At 65.9% G+C, this 18,629-nt stretch carries 16 protein-coding genes and 1 riboswitch (1 of these 17 cut by a window edge); of the genes, 9 read left to right on the forward strand and 7 right to left on the reverse strand.

Features of this window, described 5'->3' with window-relative positions:
- The 3 genes from JQ617_RS16365 to JQ617_RS16375 form a co-directional block, all read left to right on the forward strand.
- On the forward strand, positions 1–1,961 hold the 3' portion of the coding sequence (locus JQ617_RS16365) for a M23 family metallopeptidase (protein ID WP_212027190.1). Its footprint begins 103 nt before the window's first position; the window shows 1,961 of its 2,064 coding nt (coding positions 104–2,064); its start codon lies beyond the left edge, outside the window; its stop codon occupies positions 1,959–1,961.
- Positions 1,962–2,114: 153 nt separating this feature from the next.
- Complete coding sequence (locus tag JQ617_RS16370; protein WP_212027191.1) at positions 2,115–3,734, forward strand: SMP-30/gluconolactonase/LRE family protein; 1,620 nt, start codon at positions 2,115–2,117, stop codon at positions 3,732–3,734.
- A gap of 90 nt (positions 3,735–3,824) precedes the next feature.
- Complete coding sequence (locus JQ617_RS16375; RefSeq protein ID WP_212027192.1) at positions 3,825–4,091, forward strand: hypothetical protein; 267 nt, start codon at positions 3,825–3,827, stop codon at positions 4,089–4,091.
- Between the two features lie 96 nt (positions 4,092–4,187).
- Here JQ617_RS16375 and clpB read toward each other — a convergent pair whose 3' ends face one another.
- Positions 4,188–6,827: an ATP-dependent chaperone ClpB gene (gene clpB / locus JQ617_RS16380; RefSeq protein WP_212027193.1), complete on the reverse strand. Its 2,640-nt coding sequence runs from the start codon at positions 6,825–6,827 to the stop codon at positions 4,188–4,190.
- Between the two features lie 242 nt (positions 6,828–7,069).
- Here clpB and JQ617_RS16385 point away from each other — a divergent pair, with 242 nt between their 5' ends.
- Entirely contained in the window at positions 7,070–7,858 is a 789-nt protein-coding gene (locus JQ617_RS16385) for an MOSC domain-containing protein (RefSeq protein ID WP_212027194.1), read from the forward strand.
- A gap of 141 nt (positions 7,859–7,999) precedes the next feature.
- Here the strand turns inward: JQ617_RS16385 and JQ617_RS16390 are convergent, their stop codons facing one another.
- Entirely contained in the window at positions 8,000–8,677 is a 678-nt protein-coding gene (locus JQ617_RS16390) for an NlpC/P60 family protein (protein WP_212027195.1), read from the reverse strand.
- A 215-nt stretch (positions 8,678–8,892) separates the two neighbouring features.
- Between JQ617_RS16390 and JQ617_RS16395 the strand changes: the two genes are divergently transcribed.
- Entirely contained in the window at positions 8,893–9,756 is an 864-nt protein-coding gene (locus JQ617_RS16395) for an alpha/beta fold hydrolase (RefSeq protein WP_212027196.1), read from the forward strand.
- A gap of 121 nt (positions 9,757–9,877) precedes the next feature.
- Here JQ617_RS16395 and metW read toward each other — a convergent pair whose 3' ends face one another.
- Positions 9,878–10,543, reverse strand: coding sequence for a methionine biosynthesis protein MetW (gene metW / locus JQ617_RS16400; RefSeq protein ID WP_063694648.1), 666 nt, complete (start codon positions 10,541–10,543; stop codon positions 9,878–9,880).
- A gap of 2 nt (positions 10,544–10,545) precedes the next feature.
- Positions 10,546–11,748: a homoserine O-acetyltransferase MetX gene (gene metX / locus JQ617_RS16405; RefSeq protein WP_145669877.1), complete on the reverse strand. Its 1,203-nt coding sequence runs from the start codon at positions 11,746–11,748 to the stop codon at positions 10,546–10,548.
- A gap of 85 nt (positions 11,749–11,833) precedes the next feature.
- A riboswitch (SAM riboswitch) is annotated at positions 11,834–11,913 on the reverse strand.
- Between the two features lie 216 nt (positions 11,914–12,129).
- On the opposite strand from metX, the gene JQ617_RS16410 reads away from it, so the two are divergent.
- From JQ617_RS16410 to JQ617_RS16420, 3 genes are read left to right on the forward strand one after another with little or no spacing between them, the layout of a single operon-like run.
- A complete protein-coding gene (locus JQ617_RS16410) occupies positions 12,130–12,978 on the forward strand; it encodes a chorismate mutase (protein ID WP_212027197.1) in 849 nt (282 codons plus the stop codon).
- A gap of 35 nt (positions 12,979–13,013) precedes the next feature.
- On the forward strand, positions 13,014–14,111 hold the full coding sequence (hisC, locus tag JQ617_RS16415) for a histidinol-phosphate transaminase (RefSeq protein ID WP_063694754.1): 1,098 nt from the start codon (positions 13,014–13,016) through the stop codon (positions 14,109–14,111).
- Positions 14,108–15,046 carry a prephenate/arogenate dehydrogenase family protein gene (locus JQ617_RS16420; RefSeq protein ID WP_212027198.1) on the forward strand — a complete coding sequence of 313 codons (939 nt, stop codon included), beginning with the start codon at positions 14,108–14,110 and terminating at the stop codon, positions 15,044–15,046. The genes hisC and JQ617_RS16420 overlap by 4 nt, the downstream gene beginning before the upstream one ends.
- 191 nt (positions 15,047–15,237) lie before the next feature.
- On the opposite strand, the gene JQ617_RS16425 is transcribed toward JQ617_RS16420, so the two are convergent.
- Positions 15,238–16,422 carry a DUF2125 domain-containing protein gene (locus JQ617_RS16425; protein ID WP_145669883.1) on the reverse strand — a complete coding sequence of 395 codons (1,185 nt, stop codon included), beginning with the start codon at positions 16,420–16,422 and terminating at the stop codon, positions 15,238–15,240.
- A 110-nt stretch (positions 16,423–16,532) separates the two neighbouring features.
- Here JQ617_RS16425 and JQ617_RS16430 point away from each other — a divergent pair, with 110 nt between their 5' ends.
- On the forward strand, positions 16,533–17,141 hold the full coding sequence (locus tag JQ617_RS16430; RefSeq protein ID WP_212027199.1) for a gamma-glutamylcyclotransferase: 609 nt from the start codon (positions 16,533–16,535) through the stop codon (positions 17,139–17,141).
- Here JQ617_RS16430 and JQ617_RS16435 read toward each other — a convergent pair.
- Together JQ617_RS16435 and JQ617_RS16440 are read right to left on the reverse strand one after the other, a co-directional pair.
- Positions 17,138–17,911, reverse strand: a complete 774-nt coding sequence (locus JQ617_RS16435; RefSeq protein ID WP_212027200.1) for a lysophospholipid acyltransferase family protein — start codon at positions 17,909–17,911, stop codon at positions 17,138–17,140. The two genes, JQ617_RS16430 and JQ617_RS16435, sit on opposite strands and share 4 nt — an antisense overlap.
- An 11-nt stretch (positions 17,912–17,922) precedes the next feature.
- The gene (locus JQ617_RS16440) at positions 17,923–18,627 is read right to left on the reverse strand and encodes a YdcF family protein (protein ID WP_212027201.1); all 705 of its coding nucleotides are present in this window, start codon (positions 18,625–18,627) and stop codon (positions 17,923–17,925) included.
- Between the last annotated feature and the right edge of the window lie 2 nt (positions 18,628–18,629).

The raw sequence follows: 18,629 nt of genomic DNA on the forward strand, positions 1-18,629 counted from the left end.
TCGATCGCCGTCGCGTCTCGGTACAATGGTTCAGCGGGACAATTCTGACCGGACTCTGCGGCGCAGCCCTGATCGGCGGCGCCGTTTTCGCGTCTCTCGACGGCGAGATGACCTTCGCCAAGGTGCCCGAGCGGGTCGAAGGCGCGCTGCGTGGTGCGTTCGGCGCAGCCGATCGCGCCGCCACGCTGCACAAGAGCGACCGCCTGCCTCCCCCCAGTGAATCCACGGCTTCGCGCAACATCGTGCGCGTCTCGACGGTCGCCCGCGTCGGCAACCGCGACGTGATGCGGGTGCGCCCCTTCGTCCGGATCGCCGGCAATCTGTCGATGACGACGAGCGATCTGTCGGCGAAGATTCCGCCGTTCAACGCCCAGCGTCTGCTGACCGACGTCGGCTCCGATCCGAAGACGGCGTCGGAGGATCCGAACAATCCGGAGGCCGTCGAGCCCGACGCCGAGGTCTCCTTCGTCACCAAGGACCTCGCGCAGGTGCTGCCGAAGGCCAAGATCACCGCGGTGGTGGCGCTCGACGACATCCTGATGCGAGTGCGCGATGCCGCCAATTGGCGCGGCGGCAGCGGAGTTCGTTACGCCTCGCTGGCCAATGCCGCCGCCGACGTATCCGGTGCGACCGGTCCTTCCGACATCAAGATGGCCTACGCCACCGAGGTGTCGTCGTCCGATCCCTATGCCGGCTTCGAGACGCGCGTGGTGCCGGAAAACGTCACACTGCTGCCGAAGACCAAGGAACAGATCACCGGCGGCAATCCGAACGGCGAACGCGTCCACGTCGTCAAGAAAGGCGACAGCGTCGGCTCCGTCCTGCGCGATCTCGGCGCGACGGCCGAGGAAATCAAGGCGATCACCGCGACACTCGGCCCGCGCGGCCGCGATGGCGGCCTGAAGGAAGGCGAGAAACTTCGCATCCTGATGGCGCCCGCGAGCCCCGGCGCCCGGCTCCAGCCCTATCGCGTCGTGGTTGCAAACGACACCATGGTCGAGGCGATCGCGGCACTGTCCGACCTCGGCAAATACGTCGCCGTCGACGTCTCCAGCATGAACACCGTCGCCGACGCTGCGGCCAACGCCAACAGCGACGACGATGACGACGATGACGGCACCGGCGTGCGGCTCTACCAGAGCATTTACGAGACCGCGATGCGCAACAAGGTCCCGATGCCCGTCATCGAGGACATGATCAAGATCTACTCCTACGACGTCGATTTCCAGCGCAAGGTGCAGCCGGGCGATTCCTTCGACGTCTTCTACGCCGGCGAGGAAGAGGGCACGACGTCGAGCGAAAAGAACGACGTGCTGTTCGCCTCCCTCACGGTCGGCGGCGAGACCAAGAAATACTACCGCTACCAGAGCCCCGACGACGGCGTCGTCGACTACTACGACGAGACCGGCAAGAGCGCGAAGAAGTTCCTGGTCAGGAAGCCCGTCAACAATGCCATCATGCGTTCGGGCTTCGGCGGCCGCCGCCATCCGATCCTGGGCTATGTGAAGATGCACACCGGCGTCGACTGGGCCACCGCCTACGGCACGCCGATCTTCGCCTCCGGCAACGGCCTGATCGAGAAGGCCGGCCCCGAAGGCGGCTACGGCAAATACATCCGCATCAAGCATTCCAACGGCTACGAGACCGCCTACGGTCACATGTCGGCCTTCGCCAAGGGCATGGAAGTCGGCAAGAAGGTGCGTCAGGGTCAGGTGATCGGCTTCGTCGGTTCGACCGGCCAGTCGACCGGTCCGCATGTGCACTACGAAATCCTCGTCAACGGCCGCTTCGTCGATCCGCTCCGCGTAAAACTGCCGCGCGGCCGTTCGCTCGAAGGCGCGGTGCTGGCGGGCTTCGAGAAGGAACGCGACCGGCTCGACGGCATGATGAGCGGCCGCGGCGGCGCCATCGCGCGCATGTCGGACGCCACCGGCGGGCCGTTGCAGGTCAGCAACCGGTAGTCGCAACCGGCCGATACCGGCCTGACATCTCCAGACATTGCCGGAAACAGCGCTGCGAAACCGCAGGTCGCTTCACTGCATCACAACGTCAAGTTTCGTTTGCCAAAGCCGTGTGACGGGCGAATACTTTCCAAAAAAACGGGAGGTCTCGCCATGAAGAGCAGGTTCGCCTGCGCGGCCCTGGTTGCCGCGGTTTTCTCCGTCTCGAGCGCATCGGCCGACACCTGGGAAATCACAAAGCTCGTTCCCGGCTCGGCCTTCCACGGCGTGCACGGGCTTGCGATCGACAAGGCCGGCCATTTGTTCGCCGGCAGCGTCGCGGGCGCGGCGCTCTACGAGGTCGACATCCCAGGCGGTACCGCCAAGGTTGCAATCCCCGCGCCGATCGGGATGGCCGACGACATTGCGTTCGCGCCCGACGGCACCATGGCCTGGACCGGATTCCTCGCCGGCGATCTCTATGCCCGCAAGGGCGACGGCCCGATCAAGAAACTCGCCTCGGGCCTTCCCGGCATCAATTCCCTCGCCTTCCGCAAGGACGGCAGGCTGTACGCCACGACCGTTTTCCTCGGCGACACGCTCTACGAAATCGACGTCGAGGGCGTCAAACCGCCCCGCCAGATCATGGAGAAGATGGGCGGCCTCAACGGCTTCGAGTTCGGTCCCGACGACAAGCTCTACGGTCCGCTCTGGTTCAAGGGCCAGGTCGCCAAGGTCGACGTCGACAAGGCCGAGCTCACCGTCGTCGCCGACGGCTTCAAGGTCCCCGCCGCGGTGAACTTCGATTCCAAGGGTAGTCTCTTCGTGGTCGATACCGCGCTCGGCCAGCTTGTCCGGGTCGATCCCAAAACGGGCGCCAAGACGACGGTCGCCCAGTTGAAGCCGTCGCTGGACAATCTCGCCATCGACGACAAGGACCGCATTTACGTGTCCAACATGGCCGACAACGGCATCCAGCAGGTGGATCCCACGACCGGTGAGGCCAAGCAGATCATCATCGGCAAGCTCGCGCTGCCCGGCGGCATCGGCGTCACCTCGGAGAACGGCAAGGACACCATCCACATCGCCGACGTGTTCGCTTATCGCACGGTGGACGGCGCGACCGGCGAGGTCACCGAGAAGGCCCGCATGCACGCCGCCGGCACCACGCTCGAATATCCGATGAGCGCGACGGCGAACGGCAATGACGTGATCCTGTCGAGCTGGTTCACCGGCACCGTGCAGGTGATCGACGGCAAGACCGGCGCAACGCGCGACATGCTGCACGGTTTCAAGGCGCCGCATGACGCGATCGTGCTGGCAGACGGCAGCATCCTGGTGGCCGAGCTCGGCACCAAGTCGCTGACCAAGGTGAGCGGGGAGCACGGCAAGGATCGCACCACGCTGGCAGGCAATCTCGAGGGCCCGGTCGGGCTCGTTCGCGGAAAGACCGACGAGGTCTACGTCACCGAGGCCTTTGCGGGCACCGTGTCCCGGATCGACAGCAACGGCGAGAAAACCGTGCTCGCCAAGGAGCTGAAGATGCCCGAAGGCATCGCGCGAGGTCCCCAAGGCCAATTGATCGTGGCGGAGGTCGGCGCCAGGCGGCTGATCGAGATCGCACCGGAGAGCGGCCAGGTCACGGAGATCGCGGCCAATCTCCCGATCGGCCTGACGGGCGCGCCCGGCGGCCTGCCGACGCACATTCCAACGGGCGTGGCGATCGGCGCAAGCGGCGTGATCTACTTCTCCTCCGACATCGAGAATGCGATCTACAAGGTGGTGAAGAAGTAGCGTCTGCCCGCGGAACCTCCCTGCACGGGAACCGGCCCCGCCGGTTCCCCGTTAAATGCTGAGGGGAAGCCGACCAGCAGGAGGATCGCCATGACGCGCCTCTCACGCGACGATGTCATCAAGACCGTGGATCGGGCCGACGACGTCACCATTGCCCAGATTATCGGGACCGGCGCGACCGTCGAGGAACTCGCCGAGGCCCAGGCCTGGCTCGCCAATGACGAGCCGATGATCAACGATTTGCGGCCATTGGCACAGGGACGGGTGCGCGAGCTCGTCGACATCCTGTCCGAGCTCGAGGAAGACGATGAGGAGGCCGCACCGGCCGCGCCCGGCGCCGCGTCGGCACTCGGCTAGGACGTCAACCGGGCGCGATCAAAGCAGCTCGCTCAAAACAATACGCCCCGGAGAAACCTCTCCGGGGCGCTCTGTTATTTCAGGCAGCGATGACGCTCAGTTCAGCTTCCGCTTCGATACCGGCGCCTCGAACTGGGCGATCTCCGCGGTTTGCGGCGCCTTGCCGTTGAAGGTCAGCACGTTGCCTTCGGACGAGATCGCAACGTTGTCGCCGTCGCGGACGTCGCCGCCGAGGATCATCTCGGCGAGCGGATCCTGCAGGTAGCGCTGGATCACGCGCTTCAGCGGCCTTGCGCCGTAGGCGGGATCCCAGCCATTGGCGGCCAGCCAGTCGCGGCCGGCGGCGTCGAGCGTCAGAACGATCTTGCGATCGGTCAGGAGCTTCTGCAGCCGCGCAAACTGGATTTCGACGATCCGGCCCATCTCGCTCCTCTGCAAGCGGTGGAACAGGATGATCTCGTCGACGCGGTTGAGGAATTCGGGGCGGAAATGCGCCCGCACCGTTCCCATCACCTGCTCGCGCACGGCCGCGGTGTCCTCGCCCTCCGGCTGGTTCACCAGGAATTCCGAACCGAGGTTCGAGGTCATGATGATCAGCGTGTTGCGGAAGTCGACGGTGCGGCCCTGGCCATCGGTCAGGCGGCCGTCGTCGAGCACCTGCAGCAGGACGTTGAAGACGTCAGGGTGCGCCTTCTCGATCTCGTCGAACAGCACGACCTGGTAGGGCCGGCGCCGCACCGCTTCGGTGAGCGCACCGCCCTCGTCATAGCCGACGTAGCCCGGAGGCGCGCCGATCAGCCGCGAGACCGAGTGCTTCTCCATGTATTCGGACATGTCGAGGCGGACCATCGCGGTCTCGTCGTTGAAGAGGTACTCGGCGAGCGCCTTGGTCAGCTCGGTCTTGCCGACGCCGGTGGGCCCCAGGAACATGAACGAGCCGGTCGGCCGGTGCGGGTCCTGCAGGCCCGCACGGGAGCGGCGCACGGCGGTTGCGACCGCACGCACGGCCTCGGCCTGGCCGACGACGCGCCTGCCAAGCTGCTCCTCCATCTTCAGGAGCTTCTCCTTCTCGCCCTCCAGCATCTTGTCCACGGGCACGCCTGTCCAGCGCGAGACCACCTGCGCGATGTGGTTGGCGGTGACCGCCTCCTCCATCATCTCACCGGAACCTTCGCGCGCCTCGATGTCGGCGAGCTGCTTCTCGAGCTGCGGGATCCGGCCATAGGCCAGCTCGCCCGCCTTCTGGAATTCGCCGCGCCGCTGCGCAGCGGCCAGATCGACGCGCAGGGCGTCGAGCTCTGACTTCAGCTTCTGGGCGTTGGAGAGCTTGTTCTTCTCCGCGCTCCAGCGCGCCGTCAGTGCCGCAGACTTCTCTTCGAGCTCGGCGAGTTCCTTCTGCAGTGACTCGAGACGGGATTTCGAGCCGAGATCGCTTTCCTTCTTGAGCGCCTCCTGCTCGATCTTGAGCCGGATGATCTCGCGGTCGAGCGAGTCCAGCTCTTCCGGCTTGGAATCGACCTGCATCTTCAGCCGCGCCGCGGCCTCGTCCATGAGGTCGATCGCCTTGTCGGGCAGGAAGCGATCGGTGATGTAGCGGTTGGACAGCGTCGTGGCGGCGACCAGCGCGGAATCGGTGATCCGCACGCCGTGGTGCTGCTCGTACTTGTCCTTGAGACCGCGCAGGATCGAGATGGTGTCCTCGACCGAGGGCTCGCTGACGAAGATCGGCTGGAAGCGCCGCGCCAGCGCGGCGTCCTTCTCGACGTGCTTCTGGTACTCGTCGAGCGTGGTCGCGCCGATGCAGTGCAGCTCGCCGCGGGCGAGCGCAGGCTTGAGCAGGTTGGAGGCGTCCATCGCGCCGTCGCCCTTGCCGGCGCCGATCAGCGTGTGCATCTCGTCGATGAACAGGATGAAGTTGCCCTCGCTCGCGGTGACTTCCTGGAGCACGGCCTTCAGCCGCTCCTCGAACTCGCCGCGGTACTTTGCACCCGCGATCAGGGCGCCGAGGTCGAGCGACAGCAGCTTCTTGTCCTTCAGGCTCTCGGGCACGTCGCCGTTGACGATGCGCAGCGCGAGGCCTTCCGCGATGGCGGTCTTGCCGACGCCGGGCTCGCCGATCAGGACGGGATTGTTCTTGGTCCGGCGCGAGAGCACCTGGATGGTACGGCGGATCTCCTCGTCGCGGCCGATGACCGGGTCGAGCTTGCCGTCGCGCGCAGCCTGGGTGAGGTCGCGGGCATATTTCTTCAGCGCATCATAGGCGTTCTCGGCCGTCGCGGAATCCGCGGTGCGGCCCTTGCGCAGCGCCTCGATGGCCGCGTTGAGGTTTTGCGGGGTGACGCCGCCCTTGGCGAGAATCGCGCCGGCCTCGCTGGACTTCTCCAGCGTGAGACCGAGCAGCAGCCGCTCGACGGTGACGAAGCTGTCGCCGGCCTTCTCGCCGGCCTTCTCGGCGGCGTCGAAGGTGCGGGCAAGCTCGGGCGCGAGATAGATCTGGCCGGCGCCGCCGCCGGAGACCTTGGGCACCTTGTTCAGGGCCTCCTCGGTCGCCTTCAGGATCGCACGGGAATTGCCGCCGGCGCGGTCGATCAGACCGGCAGCGAGGCCCTCATTGTCGTCCAGGAGGACCTTGAGGACGTGCAGGGTGGAAAACTGCTGGTGCCCCTCGCGCACCGCAAGCGACTGCGCGGACTGGATGAAGCCCCTGGAGCGTTCGGTATATTTGTCGATATTCATGGTCTTTTCTTTCCCTCGGCCTGCCCCTGGGGCCCTCTAAGGCACCCCAAACGGCATCTTCATTGGGTTTCCGAATACCGCATTGACGTTTCTCAACCGGTAACGGTCGTCTTGGACCGGCGTTGCCGCCGGCCTGAGGCAGATGTGGGAAGCGGGCTGCTGATGCGAAAGAGGCGACTTCACAATTTCGTGCGCTGATCGGCCCGCTTGGCGGGGCTGCGTCGAATCCCCTAAGTAGCGGCATGACAGCCAGCCAGACCGCCGAGATCACCGGCCTCTACCGCTACCCGATCAAGGGCCTGACGCCCGAGAGCCTGCCCCGGGTCCCCTTACGGACCGGCCAGACGCTGCCGGCCGATCGCCGCTACGCCATCGAGAACGGGCCGAGCGGGTTCGATCCCGAAGCGCCCGAATGGAAGCCGAAAATCCTGTTCCTGATGCTGGCGCGCAATGAGCGGCTGGCTTCCCTCGACAGCCGGTTCGAGGACGCGACCAATCGCCTGACCATCCGCAGGGACGGCCAGATCGTCGCCAGCGGCGATCTGGAGACCGCCGCCGGGCGCGCCGCCATCGAGAGCTATTTCACCGAGAACTTCCAGCCGGAGTTGAAGGGCCCGCCAAAGGTCCTGTCCGGCCGTGACCACAGCTTCTCCGACGTCGCCCGCAAGGTCGTGTCGATTATCAATCTGAACAGCGTTCGCGCCATCGAGGCGATGCTGGGCGGCACCGCCGTGCATCCGCTGCGCTTCCGCGGCAACCTTTATGTTCAGGGCTGGCCGGCCTGGTCCGAGCTCGACCTCGTCGGCCAGACGCTCGCGATCGGCAAGGCCCGGCTGAAAGTGGTCAAGCGCATCGTCCGCTGTCCGGCCACCAATGTGGACCCCGTGACCGCCGCACGCGATCTCGATATCCCGCCGACGCTGTCGCGCCATCTCGGCCACATGGATTGCGGCATCTATGCCGAGGTCATCGCGGACGGCGAGATCGGCGTGGGGGATGTGGTGGCGGTGGAGCAGCCGCGACTGGTGTGACGGTTCGTAGGGTGGGTTAGCCGCAGGCGTAACCCACCACTGTCTGTCACCGCAGAAGCAGAAGAGGTGGGTTACGCTAGCGGACCGCGCTTCGCGCGACCGCCAGCTAACCCACCTTACGGCAGCGTCGCCGCCCTCACCTCAATTCGGCATCACATACGCATAGATGCGGCCGCGCGAGACCGGCGCCTCGCGGACGCGGTTGCCGTTGTTGCCGGAGATCATGATCGGATTGCCCTGCGCGTCGACGCCGGTGATGATGCCGACATGGCCGCCGCGGCGGCCGCGCGACATCACCGCGATGGCGCCGACCTGCGGACCGGAGACGCGCGTGCCATAGCGGGCGAACGAGCTCGCCATGTCCGAGCCGGTGCCCTGATGGCCGGTATGCTGCAGCACCATGTTCATGAAGCGCGCGCACCACAGGCTGCCGCGCCCGGTCGGGTTGCCGCCGAGATAGCGCCGTGCCTCGGACACGAGGCCCGATCCGCCGCCGAAGCCGCCGCTGCTTGCGACCGCCGTCGTGCTCGCCATCGCATTGCGGGCCATGCCGCCGCTGTTGGCGTTCGGATCATAGGAGGCCTGGGTGTCGCCAAAGCCGCTCGCCTGCAATTGCGCCGCGCTGCGCTCGAAGCGCGAGCTGCGTGCATGGTGGCGATAGTGATGATGTCTGGCGTGATGTGCGTGAGCGTGCCGCTCTGCGCTGTGACGATGGTGAGGCCGCGCTGAGGCCGGAGAAACGAAAGCGGCAACCGCCGCGAAGACGATCGCCAGCGCGACAACACAGCGCGACAGGCGAGACGCAAACAACTCAAACATACTTCATCCTTCGTTACACCCCTCTTTCCCGTCGGCCCGTGCGGTGGCCGACATCCGTCGGGCCGTAAAGCTTCCGGATGTGGCGAGAAAAAGACGCCACGCCCGGCGAATAGCTGCGATGATTTTGCGCTGGTGCTGCGATCACGCTGCCGCATTGCGGACAACAACATTAACTGCGATCCTGCGTGCACGGCTTGAAGAGAGGGAAACGGTTAATGCCCCACGCCACGACCAGGGATGACGTCCGCATCTATTTCGAAGAAGCGGGCCAGGGAACGCCGATCATTTTTCTGCACGAGTTCGCGGCCGACTACACCAATTGGGAGCCGCAGATGCGCTACTTCTCGCGCGGCCACCGCTGCATCACCTATTCCGCGCGCGGCTACACGCCATCGGACGTGCCCGCGGGCGAGGTCTACAGCTACACGCATTTCTACACCGATGCGCTCGCGGTGCTCGATCATCTCAAAATCGAGCGCGCACATCTCGTCGGCCTCTCGATGGGCGCCTATTCGTCGCTCCAGATCGGATTGAACGCGCCGCAGCGCGCGCTGTCGATGACGCTCGCCGGCGTCGGCTCGGGCTCCGAGCTCGAGAACCTGGAGGCTTGGCGCAAGCAGTGCCGTGCCAATGCCGAGCAGTTCGAGACGCTGGGCTCCGCGGAGGTCGCAAAGGTCACGCGCGAGGCGCCGAGCCGGATTCCCTTTCTTGTGAAGGACCCGCGCGGCCATGCCGATTTCTACGCCGCGCTGGCGCGGCACGATTCCAAGGGCTCGGCGCGCACGATGCGCGGCTTCCAGGGCGGCCGACCCTCGATCTACACGCTGACGGAATCGATCGCGAAGGTCGCGACGCCCGCACTGATCATCTGCGGTGACGAGGACGATCCGTGCATCGGCGCGAGCCTGTTCCTGAAGAAGCACCTGCCCGCCGCCGGGCTCGCGGTGTTTCCGAAGTCGGGCCACGTGCTCAACCTCGAAGAGCCCGCGCTGTTCAACGAGAGCGTCGAGCGCTTCGTGACGCTGGTCGAGGCCGGCCGCTGGCCGGTGCGGGATCCTAGGTCGCTGGCGGCGCATTAGAGCGAAGGTGCGGCGAAACTCTCCGTCGCGTAGCCCGGATAGAGCGCAGCGTAATCCGGGATTCTCGACCGCGGCACGACCTGCCCCGGATTGCGCTGCGCTCCATCCGGGCTACGGGCCGCTACTTCCCTTGCCCGCCGCGCGTCAGCAGAAACACGCCCTGCTCGCCGAACATGTTCCACACCCACCAGGGCAGGTTCAGCGGCACGGGGCGGCCGTAGAGATCGAGCGCCACGGAGCGCTCCATCTTGACGTTGATCGCGTCGCAGAGCTCGACGAAATCCTTGATGGTGCAGAAGTGGATGTTGGCGGTGTCGTACCAGGTCGCGGGCAGATTCTCCGTGCGCGGCATGTGGCCGCCGATCAGGAGCTGGAGCCGCATCTTCCAGAAGCCGAAATTCGGGAACGACACGATGGCGCGATGGCCGATGCGCAGCAAGTTCTCCAGCACGACCTTCGGCTGCCGCGTCGCCTGCAGCGTCTGCGACAGGATCACGTAATCGAATGCATCGTCGGGATAATTGACGAGGTCGGTGTCGGCATCGCCCTGCACCACGGCAAGGCCCTTGGCGACGCAGCGATTGACGCCCTCGCGCGACAATTCGATGCCGCGCCCGTCGATGCCGCGGGCCTCGAGCAGCTGCAGCAGATCGCCGTCGCCGCAGCCGACGTCGAGCACTCTCGAGCCCGGCTTGACCATCTCGGCCACCAGCAGATGGTCGGCGCGAGCCTGGCCGGATTGTCCGGCCGCAACGCCGCCGAGCGGCAGCACTTCCTGTACAGACATCGCTAGCCGTCCTTAGCCGTAAGCCCGCGTGCCTTGCCGGCCGATTGCAGGAAGGCGCGGGAGATGTCGAAGAATTCGGGCACGTCGAGCAGGAAGGCGTCGTGGCCGCGATCGGTCTCGATCTCGGCGAACGACACCCGCGCGCTCGACGCATTCAGCGCATGCACCAGCGCGCGCGATTCCGAGGTCGGGAACAGCCAATCGCTGGTGAACGACACAACGCAGAAACGCGTCTGGATGCCGGCGAACGCCTTCGCCAGCACGCCGCCATGGTCGGCCGCGATGTCGAAATAGTCCATCGCGCGCGTCAGATAGAGATAGGCATTGGCGTCGAAGCGCTCGACGAAGGACGAGCCCTGGTAGCGCAGATAGGACTCGACCTGGAAGTCGGCATCGAACGAGAAGGTCGGCAATTCGCGATCCTGCATGCGCCGGCCGAACTTGCGATGCAGCGCCGCGTCCGAGAGATAGGTGATGTGCGCGGCCATGCGCGCCACCGCGAGGCCGCGATGCGGATGGATGCCCTGATCGGCATAGCCGCCATTGTGCCAGTCGGGATCGGCCATCACCGCCTGCCGGCCGAGCTCGTGGAAGGCGATGTTCTGCGCCGAGTGCCGCGTTGCGCAGGCGATCGCCAGCGCGGAGTAGACGCGGCCAGGATAGGCCGCAGTCCATTGCAGCACCTGCATGCCGCCCATCGAGCCACCGACGACGGCGAACAGCGTGTCGATGCCGAGCCGGTCGATCAGCATCGCCTGCGCGCGCACCATGTCCGGAATGGTGATGACGGGAAAATCGAGGCCCCACACCTTGCCGGTGGCGGGATTGATCGAGGCCGGCCCGGTCGAGCCCATGCAGCCGCCGATCACGTTGGAGCAGATGATGAAGTAATGCTTGGGATCGAGCGGCCGGCCCGGGCCGACCAGCGTCTCCCACCAGCCGGACTTGCCGGTGACGGGATGCACATTGGCGACATGCTGATCGCCGGTCAGCGCATGGCAGATCAGCACCGCGTTGGAGCGATCGGCGTTGAGTTCGCCATAGGTCTGATAGGCGATCTGGAACGGGGAGAGATCGACGCCGCAATCGAGCCGCAGCGGCTGGTCGGCGCCGAACTGCGCGACCGGCGAGCTCGGATGATCCACCTCATGCGACCGGTCGTCGGCACTGATCGCGGGACTGGGCACGGACTTGACGCCAACCATCATCGACCTCGTTTGCGACTGTCGTCAGACCGCCGCTGGAATCAGGCCATGAAAAACCCGGCCTGAACGATAGGTTCGGCCGGGATCGGAAGCGTCCCCGGCCTGTTTAGCGAGTTTTTTAACGTGGCTGCAAGCCGGCCGGCTCAAATGACCACGGAACGGGCAAAAAACTACCGGCTTGGGCGGTTTTCGTCAAGTCGCGGACCGGATCAACCAAATTCGTCCCTGTCTTGCCCGCCGGACAGGCCGTCATTTCTCTTTGCTTTCGCCGCCCCGACTGCCTAATCAAGACGTCGATCGCAGCGGATCCGGCCTTACCAGTTTCCTACCAGTTTCCTGGGCCGGCCCGCATTGGAACGCCTCTCAACAGTCCAGTCAGATATGTCCCAACGTCCGCCCGCGCCACCGTCATTGCAGGAATTGCGCAAGGAGATTGACGCGATCGACGAGGGCATGCATCGCCTGCTGATGCAGCGCGGCGACATCATCGACCGCCTGATCCAGGTCAAGCAGACCCAGGAGGTCGGCTCGGCCTTCCGTCCGGCGCGCGAGGCCTCGATGATGCGCGAGATCGTGCAGCGTCATCGCGGCATCCTGCCGCTCGACACGGTCGAGAGCATCTGGCGCGTCATCATCTCGACCTTCACCTATGTGCAGGCGCCGTTCTCCGTGCACGCCGACATCTCGGTGAGCGAGCCAGCGATGCGCGATTCCGTGCGCTTCCATTTCGGCTTCACGGTTCCTTACGTCGCGCATTTCAGCGCGCAGGCAGCGGTCGAGGCGGTGGCGAAATCCAAGGGCGATCTGGCGCTGGTCTCGGCGACCTCGAGCCGCACACCCTGGTGGCTGGAGCTGGAAGCAGAGGGCGCGCCGAAGATCATCGCGCGGATGCCCTTCGTCGAGCGCGCCGACCATCCGGCCGCGCTGCCGGTGTTCGCGATCTCGCGCGTCGCCGACAGCGCCCTGGTGACGGAGGTCGAGACCTTCAGCGTGCGCGTGTCGGGATGGAATGCCGAGGTCGCGCGCGCCCTGTCGCCGCTCGCCGAGATCGTGGCGGTGCCCGATACCGCCTTCGACGGCGCGGCCTTGCTCGTCTCGGTTACGAGCGAGAGCAGCATCGGCAAAATCAGGGCTGCCCTGATCGAGGCGGGGGCCTCGGTACGCTCCACGGCCCTCGTCGGCAGCCACGCAACGCGCTATACGGTGGCCCCGACCGGGCCGAAATCGTAAATCGCGTATCGCCTAAAGCCTATCCGGAGTTGAAGATGTCCCGCCCCGTGCCGAACCCCGGCATTCTCGATATTGCGCCCTACACGCCCGGCAAGACCCCGGTGCCGGAGCCGGGCCGCAAGGTGTTCAAGCTGTCGGCCAACGAGACGCCGTTCGGGCCCTCGCCCAAGGCGATCGAAGCCTTCAAGCGCGTGGCGGATCATCTGGAAGACTATCCGGAAGGCACCTCGCGCGTGCTGCGCGAAGCGATCGGCCGCAGCTATGGCCTCGATCCCAACCGCATCATCTGCGGCGCCGGCTCGGACGAGATCCTCAACCTGCTCGCCCACACCTATCTCGGCCAGGGCGACGAGGCGATCTCCACCACGCACGGATTCCTGGTCTATCCGATCGCTACCATGGCGGTCGGCGCCAGGAACGTGATCGCGGAGGAGACCAACCTCACCTGCAACGTCGACGCCATCCTGAAGGCGGTGACGCCGAAGACGAAGCTGGTCTGGCTCGCCAACCCCAACAACCCGACCGGCACCTACATTCCGTTCGACGAGGTCAAGCGGCTGCGCGCCGGCCTGCCCTCGCATGTGCTGCTGGTGCTGGACGCCGCCTATTGCGACTACGTTTCCCGCAACGACTATGAAATGGGCATCGAGCTCGTCGCCACCACCGAGAACACGGTGGTGACGCACACCTTCTCCAAGATCCACGGCCTGGCGGCGCTGCGCATCGGCTGGATGTTCGGCCCCGAGCACATCATCGATGCCGTCAACCGCATCCGCGGTCCCTTCAACGTGTCGACGCCGGCGATGTACGCCGCGGTCGCCGCGATCGAGGACACCGCGCATCAGGCAATGTCCAAGCAGTTCACCGAGACCTGGCGCAACTGGCTGACCGAGGAGATCACCAAGCTCGGCCTGAAGGTGACCCCGAGCGTCGCCAATTTCGTGCTGATCCACTTCCCGACCGAGAAGGGCAGGACCTCGGACGACGCCGACGCGTTCCTCACAAAGCGCGGCCTCGTGCTGCGCGCGCTGAAGAACTACGGCCTGCCGCATTCGCTGCGCATGACCATCGGTACCGAAGAGGCCAACCGCCTCGTCGTCGACGGCCTGCGCGACTTCGTGGCCGGCAAATGAGCGCGCAGGCGCACTTCCAGCGCGTCGCCCTGATCGGCTTCGGCCTGATCGGTGGCTCGATCGCGCGCGCCGCCAAGCTCCAGGGCTTGGCTGGCGAAATCGTCACCACCGCGCGCTCCGAGAAGACGCGTGCGCGCGTGATCGAGCTCGGCATCGTCGATCAGGTCGTGGCGACCAATGCGGAAGCGGTGAAGGATGCCGATCTCGTCATCCTCTGCATTCCCGTCGGCGCCTGCGGGCCGGTGGCGCAGGAGATCGCACCGCATCTGAAGCCCGGCGCGATCGTGTCCGATGTCGGCTCGGTGAAGGGCGCGATCGTCAGGGACATGGCGCCGCACCTGCCGAAGACCGTTCATTTCGTGCCGGCGCATCCCGTCGCGGGCACCGAGCATTCGGGCCCCGATTCCGGCTTCGCCGAGCTCTTCATCAACCGCTGGTGCATCCTGACGCCGCCGGAAGGCGTCGATGCAGCTGCGACCGATCACCTGCGCGCGTTCTGGGCCGCGATGGGCGCCAAGGTCGAGATCATGACGCCGGATCATCATGATCTCGTGCTCGCGATCACCAGCCATCTGCCGCATCTGATCGCCTACACCATCGTCGGCACCGCCGACGAGCTGGCGCAGGTGACCGAGTCCGAAGTGATCAAGTTCTCGGCCGGCGGCTTCCGCGACTTTACCCGCATCGCCGCGTCCGACCCGACGATGTGGCGCGACGTGTTCCTCGCCAACAAGGAAGCCGTGCTGGAGATGCTCGGCACCTTCACCGAGGATCTCGCCAAGCTGACCCGCGCGATCCGCCGCGGCGACGGCGAGGCGCTGTTCGACCACTTCACCCGCACCCGCGCCATCCGCCGCGGCATCGTCGAGATCGGCCAGGATTCGGCGGCGGCGGATTTCGGCCGGCAACACGGGCAGTTGGACAAGAAGCCGTAGCGGCGCGTCCTCACCCTTCCGTCATGGCCGGGCTTGTCCCGGCCATCCGCGCGCATCCGCGATTCAAGAGAGACGTGGATGCCCGGGACAAGCCCGGGCATGACGATGGAGCACGCAGCCCGGATGAGCGCAGCGACATCCGGGACTGGTGCCCGCATGTCGCGGCGCTCATGCGGGCTACGCGTTGCGAGCTAGTACAGCGGCGGGATCTGGCCGACCTTGACCGGGCCGAGCAGCACCGCGCCGTCGACGAATTTCAGCGGGAAGCTGCGCGCCTTCTTGCCCTCGAGCGTGCTCTCGGTGCCGATCGAATTGATGCCGGCGGCAAGTCCGGCATTGGCGTTCTGCTTGATGACCTTGCCGAGGCCGGGAACGGCGCGGTCGAGCGCGCCGAACAGATTGTTGAGATCCTGCGACTTCACGCCGGGCGCGACGCGATCGAGGGTGGCCTGCGGCACGCCCTCCTCCAGCATCTTCTCGATGCCGAGCGCCGGGATCACGCGCTCGAGGCCGGTCACCGTCATCTGCAGCTCGCCGTCCAGTCGGCCATTGGCCGAGAGGCCGAGCGTGCCGGCCGCGACCGCGATCATCTCGCCCTGCTGGATCCGCGACTGCACGATCTCGATATGGCCGCCGGCAGCCTGGATCTCGCGGAAACGCTGCGGCCACGGCTTTGGCGTGAGGTCGGAGAGGCCGGTGATCTTGGCGCGCGTATCGGCCTCGAACGGCTCGGCGAGCAGGGGATGAACGCCCTGGATGCTGCCTTGCGCGACGTGGAGCACGGTCTCAATGACAGGATGATCGGACTTCGATCCCTCCGCGAGACGTCCATGCAGCTCGATCTGCTTGGCGCGCGCGAGCGGCACCTGGACGCTGCCGTCGAGCCGATTCAAGGTGGGATCGTCGAACACGATGGAGGCGCGGTCCGGCACAGCCGGCAGGCCGACGACGCTGCTGCGGCCCTTGCTCCAGTTCACCACGAAGGTGTTTTGCGTGACGCCGTCGACCAGCGTCGCCGGCGCGGAGAACTCAGCGATGACGAGCTTGGGATCGTAAACCTGCGCAACGACCAGGATGTTGTCGAGCTTCGCCGTGAACGGCGTCTTGCTGGCATTCTGCGACACCAGGGCGACGCTGGCGCCGGAACACTGGACCTCGAAGCGGAACGGGAAGCCTGCGATCGAGCGCTTGGCGCAATCATAGATGCGGCCGGATTTGGCCTCCTGCGCGCGCCAGGCGTCGGCAGCGACTTCGGCCTGCGACGCCGCATAGAACCAGAAACAGCTCCACGCGACCGCGAGGATCAGGACGAGAACGGGTGCGATGAAAAGGCCCCAACGGGAGCGCCGGCCTGCGGCAACGGTCATGTTTGACATGCGGCGACCCTTTGACCCCAGATTCTGGCAAATGTAAGCGAGGCCGGCTCCTGGCGAAAGGCGGAGAATTCGCTTCGCTTAGGGGCTTCATTCTGGTAGCCGTGCCCGAAATGTCCGAAATCACCCTCCCCTCCGTCACCGTAGCCAAGGGCGACCTCTGGGTGTTCGGCTACGGCTCGCTGATGTGGCGGCCGGGTTTCGAATTCGAGGAGCGCGTCCCGGCCAGGCTGGTCGGCGAGCATCGCGCGCTCTGCGTCTATTCCTTCGTCCATCGCGGCACACCGGAGAAGCCGGGCCTGGTGCTCGGGCTCGATCGCGGCGGCGCCTGCCGCGGCATCGCCTTCCGCGTCGCAGAGAAGAGCCGCGCCGACGTCGTCGCCTACTTGCGGGCGCGCGAGCAGGTCACATCGGTCTATCGTGAAGTCATGCGCTCGGTGTGGCTGGAAAACGATGCGCGCCAGCGCGTCTCCGCGCTCGCCTATGTCGTCGATCGCGGCCATGTGCAATATGCCGGCCGCCTGTCGCTCGCCGATCAGCATCGCCACGTCATCCAGGGCCACGGCCAGTCCGGCGCCAACCGCGACTATGTCACGGCGACGGTGAAGGCGATCGAAGCCGAAGGCTTTCGCGACACGCAGCTGCATCAGCTCGCGACCATGCTGCATGGTGATGCACATTCCCTGCACGCGCCTGCGTCCGAAGACCGAGAGAACCGCTAGCTCTCCGACGGCGCGTAGCTTGGCGCGCTGCCGATCAGCTGTTCCTGCTCTTTCCGGCCCGCTTCGACGATGCGGCCCGTCGCCTCTTCGATGACCGTCTGCACGCGGGCGAGAAACTCGTCCTTCGGCAGTCCCGGCGGCAACGGATCGAGAAACTCGACCACCAGCGTGCCGGGATAGCGCATGAAGGTGCGGCGCGGCCAGAACAGGCCGGAATTGAGCGCGATCGGCAGGCACTGTACCCCGCACGACGAATAGATCTGCGCGAAACCGGTCTTGTAGTCGGGCGGCGCACCCGGTGCGCGTCGGGTGCCTTCCGGAAAGATCACGAGCTGCTTTCCACTGCGCACGGCATCGCGCGCCCGCCGCGTCATGTCCAGCAGCGCCTTCACGCCGGCGTTGCGGTCGATCGCGATCATCCCCGTCTTGGCCAGGAACTGGCCGAACACCGGGATCTGCATGAGCTGGCGCTTGAGGATGAAGATCGGGCGGTTGAAAAACCTGGGCAGCACGAAGGTCTCCCAGAACGACTGGTGCTTCGCCGCGATCACCAATGGCCCCTGCGGGATCTTCTCGGTGCCGCGGAATTCCACCTTGATGTTGCAGACCACGCGCATCAGGAACAGGGTCGCCTTCGCCCACCATTCGGCAACGGTCAGCATCGCGCGCGGCGGCAACGCGAAGGTCGGCAGCGCCACGATCGCAAGGGCGACCAGCACGGCGTAGAACAGCACGTTGAACACGAGCGAACGCAGGAAAATCAGGAACATCGAAGGTCCGATCAATTGGCCTGTGCGGTGGCGGGCCGCCTCACTTGCTGGCCTGCAGGCTGCTCCGACATCTCGGGCGAAAGGTCAATCCCGAAATCCTCCAGCCGCACCCTGAGCTCGGCCGCGATGTACTTGACATATTCGGACAGCAGCAGCCGCAAGGTGGACGCCGAGGTCCACCATGGCTCCTCGCGCCATTTGTCGCCGACCACCGCGAACGGGATCAGCTTCGTCTCCGGCATCGCATGCGAGAATTCCACCAGCGCGCGGGGCATGTGATAGTTCGAGGTGACCACGATCAGCGACTTGAAACCGCGCCCCTCGGCCCAGCGTCGCGTCTCTGCGGCGTTACCGCGGGTCGTGAGCGCGGTGCGATCGAGGTCGACGCAGCAGGTCATGAAGGACTGGTTCTCCGGCAGGGTCCGCGAGATGTCGTTCGCCGTCGAGGTCGGATGCACACCGGAGATCAGCAGCCGCTTGCCGTAGCCGGCCGCCAGCAGCTCCATCGCGTCCGACACCCGCGAGGAGCCTCCGGTCAGGACCACGATGCCGTCGGCCTTGCGGTCCGGCGCGATCTCGGCGCCGCGCATCTGCGACAGGAACGCGACGAAGCCCGCCGCCGCGCTGACGAAAGCGAGCGCAATTGCCGACACCAATACCGCGCGCAGCCAGCCGCGCGGCAGTTTCGGCGATCGATCGTCGGTCGGCGCGGTCATGC

It is taken from the genome of Bradyrhizobium sp. KB893862 SZCCT0404 (assembly GCF_018130885.1).
GTDB classification, from domain to species: Bacteria; Pseudomonadota; Alphaproteobacteria; order Rhizobiales; family Xanthobacteraceae; genus Bradyrhizobium; species Bradyrhizobium stylosanthis.

Excerpts from the sequence above, each read along its gene's own strand:
- JQ617_RS16370 (WP_212027191.1), top strand. The coding sequence starts at position 2,115 with ATGAAGAGCAGGTTCGCCTGCGCGGCCCTGGTTGCCGCGGTTTTCTCC.
- JQ617_RS16375 (WP_212027192.1), top strand. The coding sequence starts at position 3,825 with ATGACGCGCCTCTCACGCGACGATGTCATCAAGACCGTGGATCGGGCC.
- clpB (WP_212027193.1), bottom strand. The coding sequence starts at position 6,827 with ATGAATATCGACAAATATACCGAACGCTCCAGGGGCTTCATCCAGTCC.
- JQ617_RS16385 (WP_212027194.1), top strand. The coding sequence starts at position 7,070 with ATGACAGCCAGCCAGACCGCCGAGATCACCGGCCTCTACCGCTACCCG.
- JQ617_RS16390 (WP_212027195.1), bottom strand. The coding sequence starts at position 8,677 with ATGTTTGAGTTGTTTGCGTCTCGCCTGTCGCGCTGTGTTGTCGCGCTG.
- JQ617_RS16395 (WP_212027196.1), top strand. The coding sequence starts at position 8,893 with ATGCCCCACGCCACGACCAGGGATGACGTCCGCATCTATTTCGAAGAA.
- metW (WP_063694648.1), bottom strand. The coding sequence starts at position 10,543 with ATGTCTGTACAGGAAGTGCTGCCGCTCGGCGGCGTTGCGGCCGGACAA.
- metX (WP_145669877.1), bottom strand. The coding sequence starts at position 11,748 with ATGGTTGGCGTCAAGTCCGTGCCCAGTCCCGCGATCAGTGCCGACGAC.
- JQ617_RS16410 (WP_212027197.1), top strand. The coding sequence starts at position 12,130 with ATGTCCCAACGTCCGCCCGCGCCACCGTCATTGCAGGAATTGCGCAAG.
- hisC (WP_063694754.1), top strand. The coding sequence starts at position 13,014 with ATGTCCCGCCCCGTGCCGAACCCCGGCATTCTCGATATTGCGCCCTAC.
- JQ617_RS16420 (WP_212027198.1), top strand. The coding sequence starts at position 14,108 with ATGAGCGCGCAGGCGCACTTCCAGCGCGTCGCCCTGATCGGCTTCGGC.
- JQ617_RS16425 (WP_145669883.1), bottom strand. The coding sequence starts at position 16,422 with ATGTCAAACATGACCGTTGCCGCAGGCCGGCGCTCCCGTTGGGGCCTT.
- JQ617_RS16430 (WP_212027199.1), top strand. The coding sequence starts at position 16,533 with ATGTCCGAAATCACCCTCCCCTCCGTCACCGTAGCCAAGGGCGACCTC.
- JQ617_RS16435 (WP_212027200.1), bottom strand. The coding sequence starts at position 17,911 with ATGTTCCTGATTTTCCTGCGTTCGCTCGTGTTCAACGTGCTGTTCTAC.
- JQ617_RS16440 (WP_212027201.1), bottom strand. The coding sequence starts at position 18,627 with ATGACCGCGCCGACCGACGATCGATCGCCGAAACTGCCGCGCGGCTGG.